The 22,504-nt window shown below is 42.8% G+C and carries 29 protein-coding genes; 6 read left to right on the plus strand and 23 right to left on the minus strand.

Going from position 1 to position 22,504, the window contains the following annotated elements:
• Window positions 1–2 precede the first annotated feature (2 nt).
• The 10 genes from ablB to cgeC form a co-directional block, all read right to left on the minus strand.
• Window positions 3–830, minus strand: a complete 828-nt coding sequence (ablB, locus tag KXZ66_RS11365) for a putative beta-lysine N-acetyltransferase (RefSeq protein ID WP_021481488.1) — start codon at window positions 828–830, stop codon at window positions 3–5.
• The gene (locus KXZ66_RS11370; RefSeq protein ID WP_010886532.1) at window positions 808–2,118 is read right to left on the minus strand and encodes a peptidase; all 1,311 of its coding nucleotides are present in this window, start codon (window positions 2,116–2,118) and stop codon (window positions 808–810) included. Before KXZ66_RS11370 ends, ablB begins: the two co-directional genes overlap by 23 nt.
• Window positions 2,119–2,126: 8 nt before the next feature.
• On the minus strand, window positions 2,127–2,780 hold the full coding sequence (locus tag KXZ66_RS11375; RefSeq protein WP_219144546.1) for a 3-oxoacid CoA-transferase subunit B: 654 nt from the start codon (window positions 2,778–2,780) through the stop codon (window positions 2,127–2,129).
• Window positions 2,765–3,454 carry a CoA transferase subunit A gene (locus KXZ66_RS11380; protein WP_032725995.1) on the minus strand — a complete coding sequence of 230 codons (690 nt, stop codon included), beginning with the start codon at window positions 3,452–3,454 and terminating at the stop codon, window positions 2,765–2,767. Before KXZ66_RS11380 ends, KXZ66_RS11375 begins: the two co-directional genes overlap by 16 nt.
• 6 nt (window positions 3,455–3,460) lie before the next feature.
• Window positions 3,461–4,795, minus strand: a complete 1,335-nt coding sequence (locus tag KXZ66_RS11385; RefSeq protein ID WP_161621643.1) for an aspartate aminotransferase family protein — start codon at window positions 4,793–4,795, stop codon at window positions 3,461–3,463.
• Window positions 4,776–4,931 carry a hypothetical protein gene (locus KXZ66_RS11390; protein WP_015714119.1) on the minus strand — a complete coding sequence of 52 codons (156 nt, stop codon included), beginning with the start codon at window positions 4,929–4,931 and terminating at the stop codon, window positions 4,776–4,778. Before KXZ66_RS11390 ends, KXZ66_RS11385 begins: the two co-directional genes overlap by 20 nt.
• Window positions 4,925–5,074 carry a YjcZ family sporulation protein gene (locus KXZ66_RS22595; RefSeq protein WP_015251877.1) on the minus strand — a complete coding sequence of 50 codons (150 nt, stop codon included), beginning with the start codon at window positions 5,072–5,074 and terminating at the stop codon, window positions 4,925–4,927. Before KXZ66_RS22595 ends, KXZ66_RS11390 begins: the two co-directional genes overlap by 7 nt.
• Window positions 5,075–5,117: 43 nt before the next feature.
• Complete coding sequence (gene cgeE / locus KXZ66_RS11400) at window positions 5,118–5,897, minus strand: spore maturation N-acetyltransferase CgeE (protein WP_128441667.1); 780 nt, start codon at window positions 5,895–5,897, stop codon at window positions 5,118–5,120.
• Window positions 5,898–5,925: 28 nt separating this feature from the next.
• Entirely contained in the window at window positions 5,926–7,206 is a 1,281-nt protein-coding gene (cgeD, locus tag KXZ66_RS11405; protein ID WP_163136302.1) for a spore maturation glycosyltransferase CgeD, read from the minus strand.
• 64 nt (window positions 7,207–7,270) lie between these two features.
• Window positions 7,271–7,531 carry a spore maturation protein CgeC gene (cgeC, locus tag KXZ66_RS11410; protein WP_161619433.1) on the minus strand — a complete coding sequence of 87 codons (261 nt, stop codon included), beginning with the start codon at window positions 7,529–7,531 and terminating at the stop codon, window positions 7,271–7,273.
• 249 nt (window positions 7,532–7,780) lie between these two features.
• Between cgeC and cgeA the strand changes: the two genes are divergently transcribed.
• Window positions 7,781–8,182 (plus strand): spore crust protein CgeA, encoded by a 402-nt coding sequence (cgeA, locus tag KXZ66_RS11415; RefSeq protein WP_032726000.1) that lies wholly within the window; start codon window positions 7,781–7,783, stop codon window positions 8,180–8,182.
• Window positions 8,183–8,188: 6 nt separating this feature from the next.
• The gene (gene cgeB, locus KXZ66_RS11420; protein ID WP_049141341.1) at window positions 8,189–9,142 is read left to right on the plus strand and encodes a spore maturation protein CgeB; all 954 of its coding nucleotides are present in this window, start codon (window positions 8,189–8,191) and stop codon (window positions 9,140–9,142) included.
• Window positions 9,143–9,212: 70 nt separating this feature from the next.
• Here cgeB and KXZ66_RS11425 read toward each other — a convergent pair whose 3' ends face one another.
• Complete coding sequence (locus tag KXZ66_RS11425; RefSeq protein ID WP_038828637.1) at window positions 9,213–10,361, minus strand: phytase; 1,149 nt, start codon at window positions 10,359–10,361, stop codon at window positions 9,213–9,215.
• 370 nt (window positions 10,362–10,731) lie between these two features.
• Here KXZ66_RS11425 and KXZ66_RS11430 point away from each other — a divergent pair, with 370 nt between their 5' ends.
• Window positions 10,732–11,757 carry an SDR family NAD(P)-dependent oxidoreductase gene (locus KXZ66_RS11430; RefSeq protein ID WP_021481497.1) on the plus strand — a complete coding sequence of 342 codons (1,026 nt, stop codon included), beginning with the start codon at window positions 10,732–10,734 and terminating at the stop codon, window positions 11,755–11,757.
• A 43-nt stretch (window positions 11,758–11,800) separates the two neighbouring features.
• Here KXZ66_RS11430 and msrB read toward each other — a convergent pair whose 3' ends face one another.
• On the minus strand, window positions 11,801–12,235 hold the full coding sequence (msrB, locus tag KXZ66_RS11435; RefSeq protein WP_049141340.1) for a peptide-methionine (R)-S-oxide reductase MsrB: 435 nt from the start codon (window positions 12,233–12,235) through the stop codon (window positions 11,801–11,803).
• Window positions 12,236–12,769, minus strand: coding sequence for a peptide-methionine (S)-S-oxide reductase MsrA (msrA, locus tag KXZ66_RS11440; RefSeq protein ID WP_014477117.1), 534 nt, complete (start codon window positions 12,767–12,769; stop codon window positions 12,236–12,238).
• A 131-nt stretch (window positions 12,770–12,900) separates the two neighbouring features.
• Here msrA and KXZ66_RS11445 point away from each other — a divergent pair, with 131 nt between their 5' ends.
• A complete protein-coding gene (locus KXZ66_RS11445) occupies window positions 12,901–13,326 on the plus strand; it encodes a MarR family transcriptional regulator (RefSeq protein WP_004398634.1) in 426 nt (141 codons plus the stop codon).
• A gap of 49 nt (window positions 13,327–13,375) precedes the next feature.
• Here the strand turns inward: KXZ66_RS11445 and KXZ66_RS11450 are convergent, their stop codons facing one another.
• The 7 genes from KXZ66_RS11450 to ilvA form a co-directional block, all read right to left on the minus strand.
• Entirely contained in the window at window positions 13,376–14,713 is a 1,338-nt protein-coding gene (locus tag KXZ66_RS11450) for an MATE family efflux transporter (RefSeq protein ID WP_049141338.1), read from the minus strand.
• A gap of 71 nt (window positions 14,714–14,784) precedes the next feature.
• A complete protein-coding gene (gene ypmT, locus KXZ66_RS11455; protein WP_014480063.1) occupies window positions 14,785–14,979 on the minus strand; it encodes a protein YpmT in 195 nt (64 codons plus the stop codon).
• 12 nt (window positions 14,980–14,991) lie between these two features.
• Window positions 14,992–15,555, minus strand: a complete 564-nt coding sequence (locus KXZ66_RS11460; RefSeq protein WP_015251867.1) for a YpmS family protein — start codon at window positions 15,553–15,555, stop codon at window positions 14,992–14,994.
• Between the two features lie 9 nt (window positions 15,556–15,564).
• Entirely contained in the window at window positions 15,565–16,332 is a 768-nt protein-coding gene (locus KXZ66_RS11465; protein ID WP_003245956.1) for an SGNH/GDSL hydrolase family protein, read from the minus strand.
• A gap of 77 nt (window positions 16,333–16,409) precedes the next feature.
• The gene (scuA, locus tag KXZ66_RS11470) at window positions 16,410–16,991 is read right to left on the minus strand and encodes a cytochrome c oxidase assembly accessory protein ScuA (RefSeq protein WP_003245947.1); all 582 of its coding nucleotides are present in this window, start codon (window positions 16,989–16,991) and stop codon (window positions 16,410–16,412) included.
• Between the two features lie 147 nt (window positions 16,992–17,138).
• A complete protein-coding gene (locus KXZ66_RS11475) occupies window positions 17,139–17,390 on the minus strand; it encodes a DUF2535 family protein (RefSeq protein WP_014480066.1) in 252 nt (83 codons plus the stop codon).
• A gap of 85 nt (window positions 17,391–17,475) precedes the next feature.
• Window positions 17,476–18,744 (minus strand): threonine ammonia-lyase IlvA, encoded by a 1,269-nt coding sequence (ilvA, locus tag KXZ66_RS11480; protein WP_003230803.1) that lies wholly within the window; start codon window positions 18,742–18,744, stop codon window positions 17,476–17,478.
• A 248-nt stretch (window positions 18,745–18,992) separates the two neighbouring features.
• On the opposite strand from ilvA, the gene KXZ66_RS11485 reads away from it, so the two are divergent.
• Window positions 18,993–19,988 carry a sigma 54-interacting transcriptional regulator gene (locus KXZ66_RS11485; RefSeq protein ID WP_004399025.1) on the plus strand — a complete coding sequence of 332 codons (996 nt, stop codon included), beginning with the start codon at window positions 18,993–18,995 and terminating at the stop codon, window positions 19,986–19,988.
• A gap of 20 nt (window positions 19,989–20,008) precedes the next feature.
• On the plus strand, window positions 20,009–20,650 hold the full coding sequence (locus tag KXZ66_RS11490; RefSeq protein ID WP_049141332.1) for a PAQR family membrane homeostasis protein TrhA: 642 nt from the start codon (window positions 20,009–20,011) through the stop codon (window positions 20,648–20,650).
• Window positions 20,651–20,689: 39 nt separating this feature from the next.
• On the opposite strand, the gene KXZ66_RS11495 is transcribed toward KXZ66_RS11490, so the two are convergent.
• From KXZ66_RS11495 to KXZ66_RS11505, 3 genes are all read right to left on the minus strand, one after another.
• A complete protein-coding gene (locus KXZ66_RS11495; RefSeq protein ID WP_049141331.1) occupies window positions 20,690–21,310 on the minus strand; it encodes a lysophospholipid acyltransferase family protein in 621 nt (206 codons plus the stop codon).
• Window positions 21,311–21,817: a dihydrofolate reductase DfrA gene (gene dfrA, locus KXZ66_RS11500; protein WP_049141329.1), complete on the minus strand. Its 507-nt coding sequence runs from the start codon at window positions 21,815–21,817 to the stop codon at window positions 21,311–21,313.
• A gap of 142 nt (window positions 21,818–21,959) precedes the next feature.
• Window positions 21,960–22,493, minus strand: coding sequence for a phosphatidylglycerophosphatase A family protein (locus KXZ66_RS11505; protein WP_003230797.1), 534 nt, complete (start codon window positions 22,491–22,493; stop codon window positions 21,960–21,962).
• Window positions 22,494–22,504: the final 11 nt, after the last annotated feature.

Raw genomic sequence — 22,504 nt, forward strand, 5'->3', positions numbered from 1 at the left:
ACTTACAGTTGCTTGCACCAAATATTCATGTTTTCAAGGCCTTCGGCTATAAAGCAATTATTGATCAGCCTTCCGCCATACTGATAACCTGAATGGTACAACACAGCATTCATCCCAAAAGACGAAGCACGGGCGAGAGAAAACACATGAAAGATATCCTTTCCAGCCATTTCTTTTTCTAACGCCTCGATTAAAAAGCTTGTTAACGAATGGCCGCGATATTCCGGCAGCACAGCGCAATCGGTTATTTCTGCATGCCCAAGCTCTGGATTGATTTCTGCGCTTGCTGCGCTGATCAGGCGGTCATGATCAAGCATGATATAATACACCGTATTTGCATTCATCGTCTTTTCAATATAAGCGGGGTCAAATACTGGGGTTGGGTACGTGCGGAATACTTTTTTATACAGCATCGATAGCTGGTACATGTCGTTTGTTTCTGCTTTTCTCATCGTAAAAACGGGTGTACTGTCGTTGCGAAGACGGGGCGCTGTGCGATATATGGCTTCGATGATCTCCTGTTCCTCTGTATAAGAATCTGTTTGTCTTCGGCTTTCTGACAGATAACGTACCATGACACAAGCCGAATGGCCGAGATAATAGCCCTTTAGATAGCCCTCAGGCGCAAATAATTGTTTGACAAGCATTGGCTCATCATGCTGCTTCGCATAGACGATGATTTTTTCTGCATTCTCTTCTTTTGCCGCTGCCACGATATCCGGCAGGGCCTTCTCAATGGCTCCGTCATAACGGACCACTCTGATTCGTTTATTAAAACCGTCATGGTCCAAAACTGCTGTGACACCGCTACTCTTTATTGACTTGAGCATCCGCATCCTCCCCATCTGTATGAAGCCCGCACCAATCCATGACAAAAAGTGCAATAATTTTAGCAGATTCTATCATGGCTTCAACCTCAATGTATTCATTGGCCTGATGAGCCGTTTTTGTTTCCCCCGGCCCGAAAACGATCACTGGTGTATCTCCTGCATGGTACAAAAGCCCTCCATCCGTTCCCCACGGGGAAGCCTCAATAATCGGCTCTGTCTGTTTCATTTTTTGATAGGCTGATTGCAGCACAGAAATTAAAGGGTGATCATCAGGTAAATCATTCGGCAGCCATTGAGCGCCAAACCATTCGACTTGTACGGGATGGCGTTTAAACCATTCGTCATGGTATTCTAAATCCTTCAGCCAGTTTTCCAATTCAAGTTTTACAGCTTCTGGTTTCTCATGGGGAGCAATTCCGCATCTCCCTTCTATGACGACACGGTCTGCAACTGAAGATGGCCAGGCACCGCCCGAGATGGTGCCGATATTCACCGGTACCGGTATTGGGATATTGTCATACAGCGGATCTGAAATTCTCGCATTGCGGACTTTCTCCAGCTCTTGTATCGCTGTGATAACGTGCATGCTTTTTTCAATCGCGCTTACCCCTTCGTAGCGTGTGCCCCCATGTGCGGATAATCCCTTCACAGTGATCCGAAACCACATTGAACCCTGCTGCTTAATAAATAGTTTCATATTCGTCGGTTCAGGAATCAGCGCCCCGTCAGCACGATAGCCTCTCATGATGGCGGACAGTGTACCGGCGCCGCCGCACTCTTCATCTACAACACTCTGAAACAATACATCTCCCTTCAGTTTGACATCGCAGGCGTGCAGGGCTTCTAAAGCAAAAAGAAGGGCTGTATTGCCTCCCTTCATATCCGTTGAGCCGCGGCCGTATATTTTACCGTTTTCTTCGACAGCTTGATACGGTTCATACTTCCAATCCTTTACGCTTCCTTCAGGCACAACATCGATATGGCCGTTCAAAATCAGGGACCTGCCTCCGCCGGCTCCCGTTTTTTTAGCCACGATATTCGGGCTCTCATGAAAATCGGATCGGTTAGATTTAAAGTAGGGATGCTGTTTTAATTGCTTTATGCTTGGCTCCCATACATCAATGTCCATATGAAATTGCCGCAGCTTTTCAAGCACAACAGCTTGGGCGTTAAACTCTGACCCCAATGTGCTTTTTTCCCCAATCAGCCTTTTGAGAAGACGAATGGCTTTGGCCGAATGCTGATCAAGCCACTCGATTACTTTTCTTTCAATGTCTTGCATCCTCATTCCCCCTCTTAAGAAAAAGGCATATCTATTTTGATTTCAGCTTCTGTCAGCCTCGTCACCTCATCTATTGTCGAGCCATTCATCAGCTCTTTTAAAATGAAGTGATGGCTATCGACCTCAAGAACCGCTTTTTCGGTAATAATCAAATCTACACAGCCTGCAGCAGTTAATGGCAGCGTACATCTTTCTGTTAATTTAGGCCTTTCCTTTTGATCTGTATGACTCATGACGACAACCACTTTTTTCGCTTTTTGGGCAAGCTCCATCGCCCCGCCCATACCAGGCACCTTTTTTCCCGGAACAAGCCAATTTGCCAAATCTCCTGATTGGCTCACCTGCAGGGCGCCTAAAATCGTAATGTCAATTTTGCCTTTTCTGATCATTGCAAAAGACATGGTTGTATCAAAATAAGACGCCCCTTTTACAGCGCGGACAGGATATCCCGCGGCGTTGCATAAATGCGCATCCTCTTCTCCCTTTTCGGGACTTTCTCCAATGCCAAGGACACCGTTTTCCGCTTGAAACATGACCTGCATGTCAGGCTTCAAAAAGTTCGGTACCAAGGATGGGATACCGATACCGAGATTCACAATCATGCCCTGCTTAATTTCAGTAGCAGCGCGTTTTGCAATCTGTTCTCTTTCTGCTACTCCCAAGCCCATTTCCACTTCACTCCCTCGCTTCGTACAACCCCCTCAACAAAAACCCCCGGTGTGACAATCATTTCTTCAGAAATCTCCCCCATCGGAACGATACGCTCAGCTTCGGCAAAGGTTCTCCTGGCGGCCATTGCCATAAGCGGATTCATATTGCGCGCGGTTTTGTCATACGTTAGATTGCCGAATTCATCTGCAATGTAAGCATTGATAAAAGCAAAATCAGCCGTCAGCGCCTCTTCAATCAAGTATCGTTTTCCCGCCACTGTTACGATGTCCTTTTTTTCGCAAACCATTGGATTATCAATGCCCACATCGGTTAAAATACCGCCAAGTCCCGCTCCGCCGGCGCGAATCCGTTCCGCAAGCGTTCCCTGAGGTGAAAATTGAACCTCTAACGTCCCCTCTGTCATCTGTTTTCCGGCTACAGGATTGGAACCGATATGCGAGGCGATCAGGGTTTTGACCCGTTGATTAACAATAAGCGGGCCGATCCCGATATCCGGGAAACCGGCGTCATTGCAAATCACAGTTAAATCCGTTACACCGCTGTCCAATATCGCTTCAATCAATGAAGGAGGCGACCCGACTCCCCCAAAACCGCCAAACATCAGAACCGATCCATCCCGAACATCTGCAATTGCTGTGTCAATGCTGATTGCTTTTTGAAATGGCGCCATTTAATGTCAATCCTTTTTTAAGTTTTTTTCGACCGCTGCAACTGTTTCTGAAAAAATAGAGATAAGCTCTTCCATTTCATCGTCTGAAATGGTAAAAGGAGGAGCAATAATGACAGCATCTCCTTCTCCACTGTCTATTCCAGCTTTGGAAGGATAAACAATCAGCCCGCGTTTTTTCGCCTCGCTGACAATAAGCTGGGTTACCGCCTGCTCTGGCGGAAACACTTTCTTCGTTTTTTGGTCTGTCACAAATTCAATGCCTAATAGCAGTCCTTTTCCGCGCACATCACCTATAATGCCGCTTTGAGATGCCGCCTCATCAAGCTTTTTCTTCAGCACAGCGCCCTTTTTTTCTGATTGTTTGATCAAGCCGTGCTTTAACACATATCGCAAAACTTCAAGAGCAGCTTTGGCTGAATAGGGATGTGCACTATATGTGTGACCGCTCATAATCACACCTGACCCTTGTTTTATCGTTTCAATAATAGAATCAGATACGACGGCAGCGGCAATAGGTGCATACCCCGCACCGAGTCCCTTCCCCAGTACAGCAATATCAGGTACGGTGTCCCAATGCTCTGTCGCGAGCATCCTTCCTGTTCTCCCAAGCCCCGTCATCACTTCATCTGCAATAAAAAGCACATCGTGTGTGCGGCATACCTCACTTAATCTCTCATAATATCCCGGAGGCGGAGTAATCGCTGCTCCTGCAGCACCAATAATAGGCTCAGCCACAAAGCCGGCGATGAATTGGCTTCCGATTCTTTTGATCATAGTGTCCAGTTCATCAGCTGCAGTCTGAACAAAGTCTTCTTCCGTCTCATAATTCAGCCGATAAATATGTGGAGCTGAGATAGCTGGATACCGCTCAATGAGATGGGTGAACCGGTATCTCCTTTCATAAAAACCAGATAATGAAAGCGCTCCCAAAGTTATTCCGTGGTAACTGCTCCATCGAGACAAAAAGATGGATTTTTGTGTTTGCTTTTTTTCCTGCCAATACTGAATGGCGATTTTCATAGCTGTTTCTATCGCTTCTGATCCGCTGTTGACAAAAAAAGACCAATTCACATCTCCGGGCAGCTCCTGTGCCAAGAGAGCGGCTAATTGCTCGGCGGGCTCACTCGTAAACTGTGAGCGGTAAGCAAAAGACACCTGATCAAGCTGTTCTTTCAGCTTCTCAGTCACATCACGAACTCCGTGGCCGATATTACATGTCACCGCACCTGACGAGCCGTCGAGATATTTTTTTCCGGTCTGATCATAAACATATGAACCCTTCGCATAACTGACAACCGGATAGGCCGAGCTAAGCTCTGGCTTAATCAAATAACTGCTCATGCTCCCACCTCAAAACCCCTTTTACCATATTGTATGAGTGTCCAAATGGCGGCATGACGTTCCCCGCAAAAACTTTTTCACATAAAAAGAGCCTTCCTAATAGGGAAGGCTCTTTTGGAATTTCAGCATCTAGCAAATAAAAGCGGCTCCAACAATAATTAATAAAATGAACAAGACAACAATTAACACAAATGTATTTGTCCCGCAGCCAAATCCGTAACCGTACCCAGAGTATCCATACATGCTGTTTTCATCCTTTCTTATCACGATATACGGCATTTTATGCGGGCCAAGTCCCAAATGGTTTGTGCAAACGCCTATTTCATGTAAGGAAATAATGAAATACAGTATGCACCCGCTCATATTTTTTAAACGTCAGCTTTTCGTAAAACTGAGTTGCACCGTCAGTGCTTGCAGCCACTAAGTAGGCTGCTTCCATTCCTAGTGATTTGGCGATCGACAGCATTTCTTTCACTAAGATACTGCCGTAGCCCTTCCTTTGAAACTGATCTAAAATTGCCACTTCTTCGATTTTAGCCGTTTTCTCTTGATGATCGATAAACAGCTCGCCGCACCCAATGGGAACTTTCTGTGCCTGGTCGCTGTAACAAACAACAAGAATGATTATACCTGCTTCATAGAAAGGATATTTTCTTTTTAATTTTTGTTCAGCGATTGCTTCTCCAATATAAATGGAATCGTAAATTTTCATAATAGAAGATCCGTCGCAAAGACTTTTTGTCGTCCCCCATGCGGTTAAAGGATGTCCCATCTGCCCCTTCCAGTCACTAAGCTTCATGTCATATAGTAGCTCATCCTCGACGACAAAACCGCTTTTTACAAGCGACTGCTTCAAACCGAGCGGAAAAACATGCTGCGGCGATGCTTTTAAATGGAGATAATTCGCATCAAGCAGCTTTGGTACGGAGGGTAAAAAGTTAAGTAACCGCTCCAATGGAAACGTATCATGGAGCTGAACAAAGTTATGAGAAAAAATTTGCGGAAGCTGCGGATCTCTGTATACGCTGTAATGATCAAACGATGCCGATTCAGACGTTAACAATATATATTGATGTTCCGTTTTTGAATAATGTCCTGTCATGAACGTCTCCTTTTTATGACCTATACCTTTACTCTGTTGCAATATTCAATTTCTTTATAATCTCATCGTACACCGGATAAAACGGCTTTCCAATTGGAAATTGCTGAATATTTCGGAAAGAAGCGGAGATTGGCTTCTGATGTAAAAAAAACTTCCTTGTTACTTGTTCACTAATCGGGTGAAAGACGCCGTTTAGAAACAAAAACGGCTCGCGTTCGATGAAAAACAGACGTCGGCCAGGCGGATTTTTGATCGATTCAGATCGTTTCCACGTAATCGGCGGCCCTTCCGGAAGCGTCTCCATCTCTTCTTTTCCAATTGTCACTATGTCTTTTCTTTGAAATTGATAAAATTGAAACGCATACTGGTCCACAATTCGCCTTTTTTTTCCGGCTTCGATATAAAATATTGCAGGATGGTCAGCTTCCTTTACTAAAATATAATTCGGAATGTTTAAAATTTTTCCAATCCTATATTGGAATAAATATGGGTCTGGAACAGCGACAGTCCGATTTAGATACAAAAAACCCCACTTTTCTCCAACAGGGTGCCTTACACCCTGATCAAAAAAATACACATTTTGATCTGAACCTTTTACAAAAGAGCCGTCAATCAAATCGGCGGGCAGAAACCGATATGCATTTTGAAATGAATTTGGGGTTTTATAGGTTGTGTCTAATACTTCATTTATCGGCAGAAATGGGGTAAAGTTGTTGAGTCTCGCCCAAAAAATTGCGTCGCCATGATTCCAATGCTTCATATCATCATCCCAGTAGCCTCCAAATTTATGGTGGATGAGATTAAGTAACGAACGGCGATGCATAACGGAGCAATGATCAACTTGAAAAGCGGCCTGATCAAGCACTGCATTGGCATTTCTGTAGAAATGTGAGATTTCCTCTCCCCTTTCGTTTACATGTACAACTTTTTGTTTTGAATAGACCGCCTGCGCTTCAGGCTTATGTGAAAACTCTTGCACCATACGGCTCAGCCGCTCAGGATGATAAACAGTGTCGTCAGTAAGATAGGAAATGTAATCGCCGTCTGCAAATGGGAGCGCACTGTTAATTAATGTGGCATAACGGGCTGTTTTTAATCGATCTGCAGGATGCACGAAACTGTTATGATATTGAATGCGCCGGTCATGGAGATACTTGTGAATCACCGCAGTTGTTTCTGCATTCGAATGATCATCCATGATAAAAAGCTCCCAAAGATCATGCGTTTGCTGTATCACGCTTTCGATCGCTTTTTGCAAATAATCGGGTTTGTTGTAACTTGTTAAAATAATAGACACTTTCTCTCCCATCTATACCGCCTCCCGCCGTCAAACATAAAAACGGCTCCGCAGCAAGCAGAGCCTCTGTCATCTTTTAAAAAGCACCCCAGCTTACAACACTTGAGAGTGAAACATGAGATCTCATGTTATTTAACGGGTTTTGGAAAATAACCAAATCAGTCAGAACTTCTTTTACGATGACATTTTGAAGTGTATCTCCGTTAATCAAATTGACTTTTGAAACCGGTACGCCCAGCTCTTTTGCAAAAACAAGCTGGCGTCTGAGGTCAGATGGATTTCCTTCAGAAAACGATTGACGTATCAGCAAAATCAGCAAAAGCAAAATAAAATGCAGTTCATCTTAATTTTCTTCTCGATCCACTTGTTTCTCTAAATCCAAATCATCCCTCTCCCTTATCCTTATCTCTGTTTCACAATATGTGCGACTCCGATTTATGGTATAGGCTATGTCCACTCCATTAAAAAATCAGCATTTTCCTTAAATAGATGAAAATTAGATCAGGTACGGCGTTCGACTCATACCAAATAACAGCCGGAAGAATATGATTAACGTGAGTTCACTATCGAATAGGAGGTGTGTGTAATGAGCTCTGAAAATGCACAGTTAAAAAAGGATTTAATTAAAGCCGTTTTAAGCCCTTTATTTCCAACTGCAACAGAAGGAGGAGAAAACATGGATAGTAACCTTAAAGACTTGCTTGAAGCTGCCATCGATCAAAGAGTAGATGAAAGTGAGATGGTTACGGCAGAATCTCTTTTAGACCCTTCCCTTCCGGCAAGATGGATTTTTGCCAGAGTTACGCCAGGCACGACAATCAGCATTGTAACCGATTCGGGAGACATGATCGGGCCGGTTGTCTTCGTTGCTTTCGATCAGGTTCACGGGATCGTATTTGTAACACAGGAAAGCTCCGTCACTCCAGCAGGCCAAGCTACAACATTAATTGATGTAGACAAAGTAGAAAGCGTTACGTTCTTTTCATAACATCCGATGAAAGTGTTGTATATCCAGTCGGGATACGGAGGAATATATTGTTATTTTGATCGCTGGGCTGAAGAATGTTTTCGGAACACTCATACAGAGTATATGTCTGCAGATACACTTGAAGCAGAAACTTTGGTGAAGATCGAAACGTTTCAGCCGGACTTCGCACTCTTGATGGTTGGAGACCGCGTTCCTCACGACTGGCTGACCTGGTTAAAGGGTAAGGGTATCCCCGTATATGTTTGGCTGACCGAAGACCCATTTTATATGGATATCAGCCTACAGGTAATCAAGCTCGCTGACGCCATATTAACGATTGAACAAAATGCCGTTCTCTATTATCAAGGGCTCGGCTACCAGCACGTCTATTATGTTCCGATACCAGTTAATCATCGGCTGTTTAAAAAAATGGGCACCGAACATTCCTATCATTCAAATCTGTTAATCATCGGCTACCCTTACCCTAATCGGGTTCAGCTTATGAAAGAAGCGGTCCATCTGCCATTCACGGTTCGGGTAATCGGCAAGGAATGGAGAAAATATCTGCCTAAAAAAGTGCTCAAACAGCCGCATATTGATGTCGTCAGCACATGGGTTCCACCCGAACAGGCCGTTCATTATTATAATGGGGCAGACATCGTAATTAATGCGCATCGTCCCTATCATTTTGCTTTCAACCAAAATACTATGCGCATCAAAAATGCCAGTTTTAATAACCGAACGTTTGATATTGCTGCATGCGAAGCATTTCAATTAACAGATTTACCCGCGGCGCATCCTTTTTCATCCTTTATTTCTTATCACGGCATGAACGACTTTAAGGAAAAAGCCGCTTTCTATATCAACCATCCTGAAGAACGGCAAAAAGCTGCAGCAGCCAATTATAAAGAGACCGTACCCGCATTTACGTTTGATGAGCTTCCTGCAAAACTAAAAGCGATTCATCTGGCGCTTTCTTGAAAAATCGTTCATTGCTATGAACGATTTTTTTATTCATAGAAAAAAGCAGCTGCACAAGCTGCTTTCTATTCTAGCCGTCAGAACGGTCTTTCAGCTTCCTCGGATTTACCTGTTTATGAAGATCAGGCATTCCGCCGAGATGCTGTGCAATTTGTTCCCACGATACAATTTTGAAATTTTGATTGACGGTTTGTCCGTTATCGATATTTTCGCCATCCTGCGCCACAAAAATCCCGTACGGATATTTTGGGCCAAGTCCGAAACCGAGAACATCAATACCATCCGTGTCACTAGTACCGTCTATTTTCTCGCCATCTGTAATCTCAAAGTTGGCTACATAGCGATTTTTCCCCTGCCGTTCATACATTGCATAGCTGTTATTTCCTTGACTTGAAGCCATGAGATATCCTTTGCCATTTGGTGCATAATATATTGTCAGTCCTTCAATATCAGCTGTCAAATGATCTCCTGTCGCACGGTCAACAACCTGTCCCTTTGACCCTCCGCCGGGCTCAGCGTTAAATTTCCAGATGGCCTCATCTTCCTCTGCTATGTATAGGTTCCCATACTCATCATCCGCAACAAGGCCTTCGGTCTGAGAATTCAACTTAAATTCACGCACCTTTTTCCCTGTTACATAACCCTTTCCACCATCAACAATTTCATACTGCTCAAATTCCCCTTGTTTGCCTGTCACTAATGCGTAAAATGCTCCTGTTTTCTGGCTGTGATACAGGCCGAATCCATAAACCTCAGAAATATTGGTGGAAATTGGATGTTTCGGATCTGTAATGCTTTTCAATTTTCCTTTATCCCCGTCTATTGCATATACTTCAATTGTATTTTTTCCTTCGGACCGGTTGGATGCAGCAGCAATATCAATTTTTTCGCCGTTCAATGGAAAATCATAGCGCAGATCGACATTATTGAGCTTGCCAAACTCATAAGAATGAAGCTGTTTTCCGTCTAAATCATACACAACGAGCCCTGACTTCTTATTTGTTGTAATCAACTTGCTTTTTTCCGGGTGTTTTTCATGAACCCAAATGGCCGGGTCATCTGCTGCGTCATCGCCAGATGCGACCGGATCTGTCTCCGTGTGTGCAGTCACTTTGAAATGATGTTCCTCATTCACATAATGAGCCGACACTGAGTTTGCTGTCAGGCTAAGCAATAAACCCGCGGCAGTGCTTAGCAGCATTGTTTTTGAAACCTTCATTTGGTACCCTCCTCTTTTATCACTATCACTACTATTGTAAAATATATACAGGTGATTACCGTGAGGAAAATGAACCTTTTTTTATAGGGTTTCTGACTCATAAACAACTTATTCCCCAAAGAGGTACGTGAGATGACTTTGCCAGATTTGCTTTTGCGGAGCGAAATAAAAATATGTTGAATATTTAGTACATTGTTTATTTAGTTTTGTCGTTCCCTAGTTACGTCCATTTTTCCATTTTCTATTAAAAAAGAACACTTTGTGACATGATCATTCCCCTAAATTTTGTTTTATTGGTTGCTTTCATTAATTCGATTACAAAGTTGAACATATGATGCATGGTAGAGAAACGAGAGTTGGAGGATAAGCCATGCCTAAACAGCAAACAGCAGAACTAAAACCATTTTTCCATAACAAAACAGTTTTAGTCACTGGCGGAACGGGTTCAATCGGGAGTCAAATTGTCAAACGCCTTTTGCTGCTTACACCTAAACAGGTGATTGTATTCAGCAAAGACGACAGTAAACAGTATGTCATGAGCCAAAAGTATGCGGAGGATAAGCGGCTATTATTTGTACTCGGAGATGTACGCGATCACAGAAGGGTGAATCAGGTGATGAAAGGCGTCGATATCGTCTTTCACGCGGCTGCGTTGAAACAGGTTCCGACATGTGAGGACCATCCATTTGAAGCGATCCAGACCAATCTCATCGGCGGACAAAATGTGGTGGAAGCTGCCCTTTCACACCGAGTGCAGCATGTCATTAATATCAGTACAGATAAAGCTGTATCTCCTGTGAACACAATGGGTGCCACCAAGCTGTTATCTGAAAAGCTGTTTCATCAAGCAAACCGCCACGTCCAAAACAAAGGAACCTTGTTTTGTTCGGTCCGCTTTGGAAATGTTCTCGGTTCCAGAGGTTCGGTCATCCCCATATTATTTGAACAGATGATGGAGGGTGAACCTCTGACCATCACAGACAAAAACATGACCAGATTTTTCATGTCAATAGACGATGCAGCTACATTGACATTACAATCGGCTGCTATTACAAAAGGCGGAGAAACCTTTATTTTCAAAATGGAATCACTGAAACTTGAAGAACTGATTCATGGGTTTGAAGAATATGCATCGCAGCACGGGCTCCCGCGGCCGGTTGCAGTAGAAGTGGGCAAGCGTCCAGGTGAAAAGCTTCACGAAGAATTAACATCTCCACATGAAATTGAATCACTGTATGAATGGGGCAACCTTTATGCAATCCTTCCAGAGCCGGAAAAACATCCTGACTTTCGCAAAGTCAATCTGCCTGGGTATCAATCAGATCAAGCCCCGCTCATTACGAAAGAAAGAATTGCTCAGATTATTGAAGAATTGCATCAAGAGAAAAAGGCATAAAAACAAGCCTGTCTATCCATTAGGCAGGCCTGTTTTTAACATTTTATTTATTAAAGAGATGCAGATAGCTTTCGTATCCTTCTTCTTTCAGCTTATGTTTCGGAACAAACCGCAGCGCTGCTGAATTTATGCAGTAACGAAGCCCGTTTGGCCCTGGTCCGTCATTAAATACATGGCCAAGATGAGAATCAGCAGTCCGGCTTCTTACTTCTGTGCGAATCATGCCGTGGCTCGTGTCCAGTTTTTCTTCCACTTCTTCTTCTTCAATCGGCTTTGTAAAGCTTGGCCAGCCGCAGTGGGAATCAAATTTATCCTTGGATGTAAACAATGGCTTGCCTGACACAATGTCTACATACAACCCTTCTTCCTTATGATTCCAATATTCATTTTGAAATGGCGGCTCCGTGCCGTTATTTTGCGTTACTTCATATTGCATGCGATTTAATGACTTTATTTTTTCTTCTTTATTGTACGCCATTTATTTAGCCCCCCAATGCTCGCTGATAAATCCCGCTCGTCCGGAACCTGTCCGGTAGCGCTGATAATGTGCTGGATTCTTTTTATAAAAATGCTGATGGTAGCCTTCCGCTTCATAGAAAGGTTCAGCTTTTAAAATGTCCGTTACAATCGGATCTTTAAAGATGCCGCTTTCAGCCAGACGTTGCTTGGAAGCTTCCGCAAGCTCCTTTTGTTTATCATTATGATAAAAAATGGCTGCGCGATAGGAACTGCCGCGATCAGCAAATTGCCCCCCGGCATCTGTCGGATCGATTTGCTGCCAAAATAATTCAAGCAGTTTTTCATAAGGGAATACATCAGGATTAAACGTGATTTGAACGGCTTCACGATGTCCCGTCGTTTCACTGCACACCTCTTCATACGTAGGGTTTTCAGTATGGCCGCCTGTATACCCGGACACCACTTTTTCAATTCCCGGCTGTTCGTCAAAAGGTTTAACCATACACCAAAAACAGCCTCCTGCAAATGTGGCGATTTCTTTTTTTTCAGACATACTGGTGCCTCCTTTGTTAATACGTGGTATTATTATATTATAGCATGTAAAAATAGAATGAAAATGATTCTGCTTTTCAATAAAATCTATAGGTTTTAAGCAATATGCTTATGTAATGGAGGTTCACAAATTTGAAAGTAAGAACACAGATGATGTACGATATGGAAACTTTACTCCGTAAAGTCTTTAAACAAATACGCAATGAAATCAATGAAATTTTAGATAAAGAGCTGTCGCGGAATGAATTCACCATTCTTCGGATCCTCAGTGAACAAGGGCCTAAAAAAGTCACTGAATTTGCGCCTATTTTAGAGGTATCGGCAAGCCACATTACGGCTGTGACCGATGCGCTGGTAGAAAAGGAATGGATTACGAGAATCAGATCGAAGGAAGACAGACGCATCATCCGCATTCATATCACTGAAGCGGGCGAAAAAGTCCTTCAGCACTTTAACGAGAAAAAAACGGAATATTTCTTTAAACGCTTTGACTGCTACACTGATGCTGAACTTGCCACGTTAATCGAGCTCTTCAGCAAACTTGATAAAAAACGGTGAAAAAAAGCACATACCGATATATAGGTATGTGCTTTTCGCAGTGCTTCACTTATTTTTCAGTAAACAGCTTCATTGCTTTCCAGCGGCCATATCTATAATACAAAAATGCCGCGCAGCTGCTAAATAAAAAACTCATTCCGATTCCAAGCCCGATTCCTTTTTGTCCAAGCCAAGCTGAAAATAGAGCTGTGAAAGGATATCTCAACACCCAAAACGAGATCAAATTTAATACCAGAACCTGCAGCATCGCTCCCGCGGCCCTGACGATTCCGTTCAGCACAAAATTAATCCCAATAAAAGGGTAGAAAAACGCGATCCACTTCAAATATTGTTCACCAAATGCGACCGCATCGGGCTCACTGATAAATAACCTTATGAGATATTTACCAAATACCCAAATCATAACCGCAATCACCAGCATGCAGGAAATAACAGCTATCACACCTAGCCTTGCAATTGTTCCCACTCTTTTTTCGTTTCCGATTCCAATATTTTGCCCTGCCATACTATTGACGGCCGTACCGGCAGCCATTGCTGGAAGCGTGATGATACTATCAAGCCGCTGCACCGCGCCAAAGCCTGATACCACGTGATCCCCGTATGAGTTAACAACACTCATAATCGCCATCATACCGCCTGTAATCACCATCATCTGCAGACCTGCCGGAATCCCGAGTTTCAAAATCAGCGCGGACTCTTCCCACTTGGGCATTCTCGGAATTGAGAATGGCACAAGCTTGTGTTTGACGACATAAAACAACCCATACAAAAACGCAATGCCCTGTGACAAAATCGTTGAATAAGCCGCTCCCGCTATTCCCATGCGGAACACAGAAATAAAGAGCGGCGCAAGCACTGTATTCAGTACAACAGCAAACGCAATAAACCGGAGAGGTGTCTTGCTGTCACCCAGCGCACGAAGCACAGTACTGATAAAGTTATAACCAAACAAAAATAAAATGCCGATAAATTGAATCTGTAAATACGTCTCAGCAAGCGGTATCATTGACTCCGGCGTTTTTAGAAGACGCAGCAAAAGCTCTGAGAGAAAAAAACCGGCCGCGCCGAATCCGATGCTTAGGCCTGTTAATAAAACAACAAAAGCGTTAATATACGACGCCATTCCTTTTACATCATCTTTTCCTTTTTGCTGAGATAAAATTGTTAACGTCGCATTGTTAAGGCCCAAAATAAAAGACAGCACGGTCAAAACAATCGTGCTTGATACCGCGGCTGCCCCAAGGGCCTTTGCCCCCAGTAAATTGCCGATCCACAAGCTGTCTATAAATTGAAAGGAAACCTGCAATGCGTTTCCGAGCATAATAGGCATTGAAAACAGTATAAGCTGTTTCAGCACGTTCCCCTGTGTAAAATCGTATGCTTTCATCTTTTCTCCTTGTGTTCTCAAATTTTCTTCCGACCGCACGAAAAAAGAGACGTTGTTTCATGTCTCTTTTTTCATGACTTATCGGGTTTTTTTCGGTCTCGCATACCGAATGTAAACACCATCACACTTAGGAACAAGGCACAATAGGAAACATTCAAATACATTTGATCCATGTCTTCAGCAGCCAGATGATGATAAGCAAGCCAGCCGAAGTACAGGGAAAATGTAAAGGATAATAAACTGAAATACTGGTAAATCCGTTTCATTTTCAGTCACCTCTATTGTTTGGGATGGTAATAGGAAAACTCAATTTCATCTTTTTCTAAATTTATCTTATCCGCTTTGACATACATTCCATTCGTTAAAGGCATTTCTGACAAACGCACTTCAATGCTTTTATCTCCGGGGTGAACATGGACAAATGACGGCAATTCATAAAAGCTGTCCATATAATTTAACACAAAGCTAATTGGTATACTCAATTTCCCTAACGAAAATTTCGTGACATTCAGCTCTACATCACCGTTTTTTTTCACGGTCGGCTCAAAAGCGATAAACGCATCAATAGACGTGGAAAATGCCTTGATTTTCCCTGCGACATGAACATCATCATCAATCTCTACTTTATAATCAAGCTTGTTTGATGCTTTGTCGTTTAAATATGAGTTAACAAACGCAGCTAATGATTCTTTTGTGCTTGTCACTTGAAATCCATACTCGCTCTCAGATGAATCTTTCACCTGAGCCTGTTCCCCCGGGAGCAAAACAAGTGCCACAAACCCGGCGGCGAGGATAAAATTGATTGCAAGCAATATAAAAAACAGTCGCTTCCACTTATTCATGCTGTCACCCTACTCTTTCGGTAATCCTTCTTTTTTAATGGCTTGATAGACGCGCTTTGCGATAAGAGAATAACCCGTACCATTAGGATGAAAATCATCTTCCTCAGAAATTCGGCTGCTGTCACTTTTTTGATTGAACAAATCTTCGATATGAACGATTTTTGCATGTTTATCTTTTTTCAGCTCTTTTTCAGCAATATGGTTCCAATCCGTGACGACACCATTTATTTCATTTAGTTCTGATAATGTAAACGTAAACGGATTGTACATGCTGACATAAATCAGCTCAGCGTGATCATTCAGCTCGCGAATTTCAGAAATGATTTTTTCAAAGCGCTTTTCGTACGGTTTTTCCGCTTCCTGAAACGGTTCAACGGTTAATTGCAGAAAGTTTTGGCGAAGGATTTTCATCAAATCATTACCGCCAATTGTAAAAAAGACATAATCTGCGTCCTTTATGCCTTTTTGAACCTTTTTATCTTTTAGTTTTTCTAATAAATCATCCGAACGGTTCCCTTTTACGGCATAATTTTTCACGTCGACCGTTTTGACTTGTTTATCTGACCGGATAGAATCCGCCACCTTGCCGACATATCCCTTTCCGTCGGGATCTCCGACTCCTTCTGTCAGCGAATCTCCGACAGCCGCTATGACAATGTGTTCTTTTGTTTTCGTTTCATGGGCTTTTTGTTTTCCCTCAGATGATGTACGTATGCTCGTACACGCAGTAAGAAGCAAAATCAAACTGGCCATGATTGAAAAAATGCGCAGCTTCAATCTTGTTGCTCCTTCCCATTCTACTAGTGGAAAGTGTATCATGTTTTAGAAGATTTGCAAATGCCTAGTCTCTTAGCTTACTTGAGTGTACTGGCTGACTTCACATCGGAAATGATATCATCGTACGGTGTATTCTCCACTCCATTGTAATCTTTCAGCACCTTACCGTCCGGACCTACCAAATAAAAAGAAGATTGATGAATCACTTGGTCCTCTCCCTCCGGCTTCTTTACGATCGCTTTAAAGCTCTTAAGTGCGAACTCCTCAATCTCACTCTGGCTGTATCCCGTGAGAAAATCCCAGTTATCAAAAGATAATGGATAATTTGCGGCAAATTTCTTCAGCTGTTTCGGCTTATCGTTTTCTGGATCAACACTAAATGATATGATGCGGACATCTATATTTTCGGCTTTCAATTTTTTTTGCAGATCGGTCATATGAGCGGTCATTGGCGGACATATAGTTTCACAATTGGTAAAAATAAAATCCGCCAGCCATACTTCTCCTTTTAAACTCTCTAAAGAAACGTTCTTGCCGTCTTGGTTTTGAAATGTAAAAGGCTCCACCTCGTAATTGAGCGGATCTTTAATCTGCTGTCCTCCGCATGCACACAAAAACAGAAAAATCAGCCCAGCCGTTAACCCCTTGATAACCTTCATGACATCCATCCTTTCCAGCCAGCATAAAAACGCTTTCTAAAACCGTCCTTACTGTCCCATGTTTGTATTCGATACTGAGCAAAAAAAATCCTGCATGCCTCCCCATTAACGATTACAAAGGAGGGCATGCAGGTAAAAAACGGCATGTTACGCGTTGTGCTTTAACACCTCTTGATGAAATACAGCCTGATAATCTGCCCACTTCATCCGGCGCTTCATATAATGTCGGAAAGAATACACTTTTGCCCTGCTGTTTGATGAAAACACTTCTTTTAAGTAGAATTGCAAATGGTGATGTAACATAAAGAAATAGTGCTCATCTTCCTTTAATACAGGTATTTCTGTCACTTTCACCTGAATCCCGTCATCGCGTTTGAACTCTAGGCTTTTGAGTAACAAGCTATCAATCCTCTTTTTTGTTTTTCTTCTATTATATATGATGCCAGCCGGGCTGTCTGTCATTTTGCGCGGTTGTGTAAAAAAATTAGATTAGCAAATGGAACAAGTCCTCATCCTTGTTCACCTCTACATAATGAAACGGTTTTTTGTTCATCCGTTCAATCAGCGGCCCATAATCGGCTTTGTTCTGCAGCTCGATGCCGACAAGAGCAGGTCCGTTGCTTTTATTATTTTTCTTCGTATATTCAAACCTTGTAATGTCATCATTCGGCCCGAGGACTTCGTCAAGAAATTCGCGGAGCGCCCCCGCTCTTTGCGGAAAATTGACGATAAAATAATGCTGAAGACCTTCAAAAATCAAGGAACGCTCCTTCATTTCCTGCATTCTTCCGATATCGTTATTGCCCCCGCTTACCACACACACCACGTTTTTCCCTTTAATTTGATCCTTGTACAAATCAAGCGCTGCGACAGAAAGAGCTCCAGCCGGTTCAGCAACAACCGCACATTCGTTATATAATTCAAGAATGGATGTACATACTTTTCCTTCAGGCACAAGGAGAATGTCATCAACGACAGTTTCCAGCGTCCGGAAGGTTTCCTCGCCAATTTTTTTAACAGCCGCACCATCTACAAACTTATCAATTTTATCAAGTGTGACGACATGCCCAGCTTTGTTTGATTCAAAGTAGGATGCCGCTCCCGCCGGCTCAACAGCAATTACCTTTGTATCAGGAGACACGTTTTTCAAATATGTACCTACCCCAGAGAGAAGGCCGCCGCCTCCGACACTTGCAAAAAGAAAATGCGGTTCTGTATCAATGTCGTTTAAAATCTCGACTGCGAGCGTTCCCTGTCCGGCCATCACATCCGGATCATCGAACGGATGGATAAACGTCCGAGATTCCGCCTCACAGCATTCAGCAGCGCTTTTATACGCGTCGTCAAACGTATCGCCTGTCAAAATAATATCGATAAATCCTTTTCCGAATAGTTCAACTTGAGATACTTTTTGTCTCGGTGTAGTAGACGGCATAAAAATTTTCCCGTGAATGCCAAGATGTTTACACGAAAATGCCACACCTTGAGCGTGGTTTCCGGCACTTGCACATACAACTCCGTTCTCTGTCTGCTCGCTGGAAAGCTGTTTCATTTTATGATAAGCCCCTCTGAGCTTAAAAGATCTGACAACTTGCAAGTCTTCGCGTTTTAAATAGATATTGCATTCATATCTCTCAGAAAGTCTGTCATTCCTCTGCAAAGGTGTGTGAATGACAACGTCCTTTACGTTTTGGTGAGCCTTCAAAATGTCTTTCACTTGGATGAGAGAGTTTTCTTTAAGCAACGGTTTCATGTACAGATTCCTTTCTTGTTTTAAATCCCTATTTAATATGCCATTATAACATGAATATTCAAAAAATAAGACAATTATTTTTATTTAATAATTAAAAAAATACAGTCTATGTCCACCACATCTTGTGGTAACTTCTGTTCAACCATTATCCTGCAGAGCCAAGAAAAAAGATGATCGTAAAATAAAGGGTGTTTTCAACCAAAAGGCATGATATAATGAAACCAATTAGAACCAAAAGGAGCCAATTGATGAATAGTGCACCAAAACTCAATACATTTCAACATCTAATCGGAGAACATCAAACTTTCCTGGAAGCGAAGCGAATCGCCAAGCAGTTCTCGTTATCGGAGCTTCCTGTCTTAATAACAGGAAAAATCGGAACAGGCAAAAATCACTTCGCACATGCCATACACTTGGAATCTTCGAGAAGCAATGAACCGTTTATAAGCGTCAATTGCAGCACCCATTCGGAAGAAACCCTTATTCATGAGCTTTTTGGCCCTAACGGAAACACAGGTGTTTTTCAAAAAGCGGTACGAGGAACCCTTTTTCTTGATGATGTATGGCGCATGCCTGCTTCTGTACAAGCTCAGCTGTTAAAAGCGCTTGATTCAGACACGGAGAAACCGCGAATGATCTGTGCTTCTGCAGACCGATCCGTGGAACATACATTCAGGCAAGACTTATTCTACAGACTGAACATTTTAACGCTCACACTGCCCGAATTATCGGAACGAAAAAGCGATATTCCGCTTTTGACACAGCATTTTCTCTCAAATTCCGGTCAGCAATTGTTAATCGATCCCTCCGTTTTTCCCGTGCTTGAGAAGCATGCATTTGAAGGCAATGTCAGGGAATTAAAAAACGCTGCAGATTATATGGCGGCAGTATCAAGCGGGGGAACGATTCAGCCATATGACCTGCCGCCGTATATTAGAGGCACGATAGACGGAAAAACGTCGAAGAAAAAAGCGAAACTGCTGACTTTAATGGAAAAAGCTGAGTTTTTGTTTATTTTGGAAACAATAAAAGTATTGAACGAAAAAGGAGAACCTGCCAGCAGACGGATCATTTCTGAACACAGCAAAAATACCCAAACCTCGTTAACTCCTCAGCAGGTCAGAAGCCGTCTCGACTATTTGGAGAAAAAAGATTATGTCACCAAAAGCCGCGGACGCGCAGGCACAAAAATTACCTTTGAGGGCTTGAGCTTTATAGAGACGTTAAAAAATCAAATGATCTAGCGATCGAAAGGAGAATGCACTTGTTTACAATCAAAGAAGAGATCGCCAATGCGATTACACACGGCATCGGTGTCCTCTTATCCATCCCAGCATTAGTGTTTCTAATCATATTTGCGGCTAATTACGGGTCTGCATGGGACATTGTCAGCTTTACAATATTCGGTGTCTCTATGCTGCTGTTATATTTGAGCTCCACCCTGCTTCACAGCATCACACATAAAAAAACGAAGGACATTTTGGAGATTATTGATCATAGCGCGATTTACGTACTCATCGCCGGAACCTACACGCCTTTTTTGCTTGGGCCGCTGAAAGGCACACTCGGCTTTACCCTGTTGGTTACCGTATGGTCACTTGCCCTAGGCGGAATCGTTTTTAAAATTTTCTTTGTGAAACGGTTTATCCTATTGTCAACCTTCGTGTATTTAGTCATGGGGTGGCTGATGATTATTGCAGTTAAACCTTTATATGCTTCACTGAGCGGAGCGGGATTCAGCCTCCTTTTTCTCGGCGGCATTTTATACTCTGTCGGAACCATCTTTTACATTTGGAAAAAGATCCCCTTCCATCACGCCATTTGGCACAGCTTTGTATTGGGCGGGAGCGCTGCCATGTTTTTCTGCGTGCTCTTCTATTGTGTAAAGGTGCCGTTCCTTTCGTAACAGTAACAGAAAAGCGCAGACTTCACGACTGCGCTTTTTTTATGCACGTAATTGTTTTTCATTGGCAGGTATATAAGCTTTTGAAAAGGACAATTCAATGTCTGCCGGTTTTAAGCGTTTAAAAAACGAGCCCGTTTGCATGTTATCTGTTCCTTTCGTTTCCACCATCACCAACGGAAGATGATAGCGGGCCGCAAGTTCTTCAGGATCAATAGAACCATCTAGTGAAAGAATCAGGCTTTGTCCCTTTTCCAGCTGTTTTGTCACATCTTCATATACCTTTTCTGAATCACCGTCTGAAATCACATCCATCCGATCCAGCCATTGCCCGATAAAAGGCAAGCGGAACACTTTTGGGTTGGCGATAAAGCCGGCCGGTTCCTCAATATATCCAGCAATTAAGGCCAGTTCAGCCAAACGCAAACGGGGATGCACATACAAAACAGGACCGTGTGGTATTGGCTCTGGCTGATGGATCGTCACAACTGAACCGGAGATGCCGATACAGCCTTCCAAAAACGCCTTTGGCTGTTCGTACACAAGAGTCATCTGTTTTTTGTATGACAGACGGGGATCGAGCATTGTTTGATTAAATAATTGTTTCATATTTTTTAACAGCATGTACACAATATAAACCACTAGAAGGCTGTAGCGAACCAATTAAAATCCTCCCGCTTTAGAAGAATTCTTTTTTTCATACATTAGAAATTCGTAATCATACGGGTTTTTTTCGTCTTTGATCCCCTGCTCAGAAGAAACCAGCTTCCAATTGGATTCATCAAATTCAGGGAAGTGACGGTCACCCTCAAACTCGTGATGAATTTTCGTCATATACAGTCTGTCCGCATAAGGGAAAAGGTCCGTATAGAGCTGAGCCCCTCCGATCACAAAGCATTCTTCAGGGCCCGAACAAATGTCCAGTACATCCTTTAATGAACCGACAACCGTGCATCCCGGAAATTCTGAAGACGGCGCTGAGGTAACGACAATATTTTTCCGATTTGGAAGCGGACGTCCGATCGATTCAAATGTTTTTCGGCCCATAATGATTGAATGGCCCGATGTTACTTTCTTAAAGTATGCAAGATCATTGGGCAAATGCCACGGCAAATCATTATCTTTGCCGATAAGCCTGTTGGCATCCATCGCAAAAATGAATGAAATCATACGCTGACCGCCCCTTTTTGCTCTAAAACATGTCTGCATAAATCCTTATACTGTTTCATTTTTTTCATCCTTTAAAAGTAGTCTTCTAGTAGTGTAACACAATAAAAAATCATTTCTGAACCCAGAAATGATTTTTTTATAGTCAGCTGACGACAGGCTTTTCATCCTGTTCTTTTTCTTCATCTTGCAGATCCTGATGCGTATGTGCAATTCTGCTCGCCGCTGCTGCAGCAAGAGCTGCCACAATATCATCCAAAAAGGTGTGAATACCGTCTGGACTTTCATCAAGTTCCTTAATAATTCCAATCTTCTCTTTATCCAAATAACCGAAATTGGTCAAACCGATCGACCCGTACACATTAACGATGGAAAGCGGGATAATTTCATCTATGCCGTAAAGCGGTTCATCCGTTTCAACAAGGTGCTGCAGCGGTTCGGGGAGAAGCTTCTGTTCTGCAAGCTGATCGAGTGCAAGGCCTGTCAAAACAGCATGAATAATTTCACGTTTGTTCAGGACTTTTTCTACATTCTCCATGCAAACACTGAGCGGCAGATTTGGATTGTATTTTTCCTGAAGTTTTTGAACAATCCGTGCAATATCTTCTATCATAACGCCCCGTTTGTTCAGCATATCCTTTGTTATATCGACCATTTCATTCATTGTGTACTTTTTCATGTCTAATGGCA

This window comes from Bacillus sp. LJBS17 (assembly GCF_019334685.1).
GTDB lineage: Bacteria > Bacillota > Bacilli > Bacillales > Bacillaceae > Bacillus > Bacillus subtilis.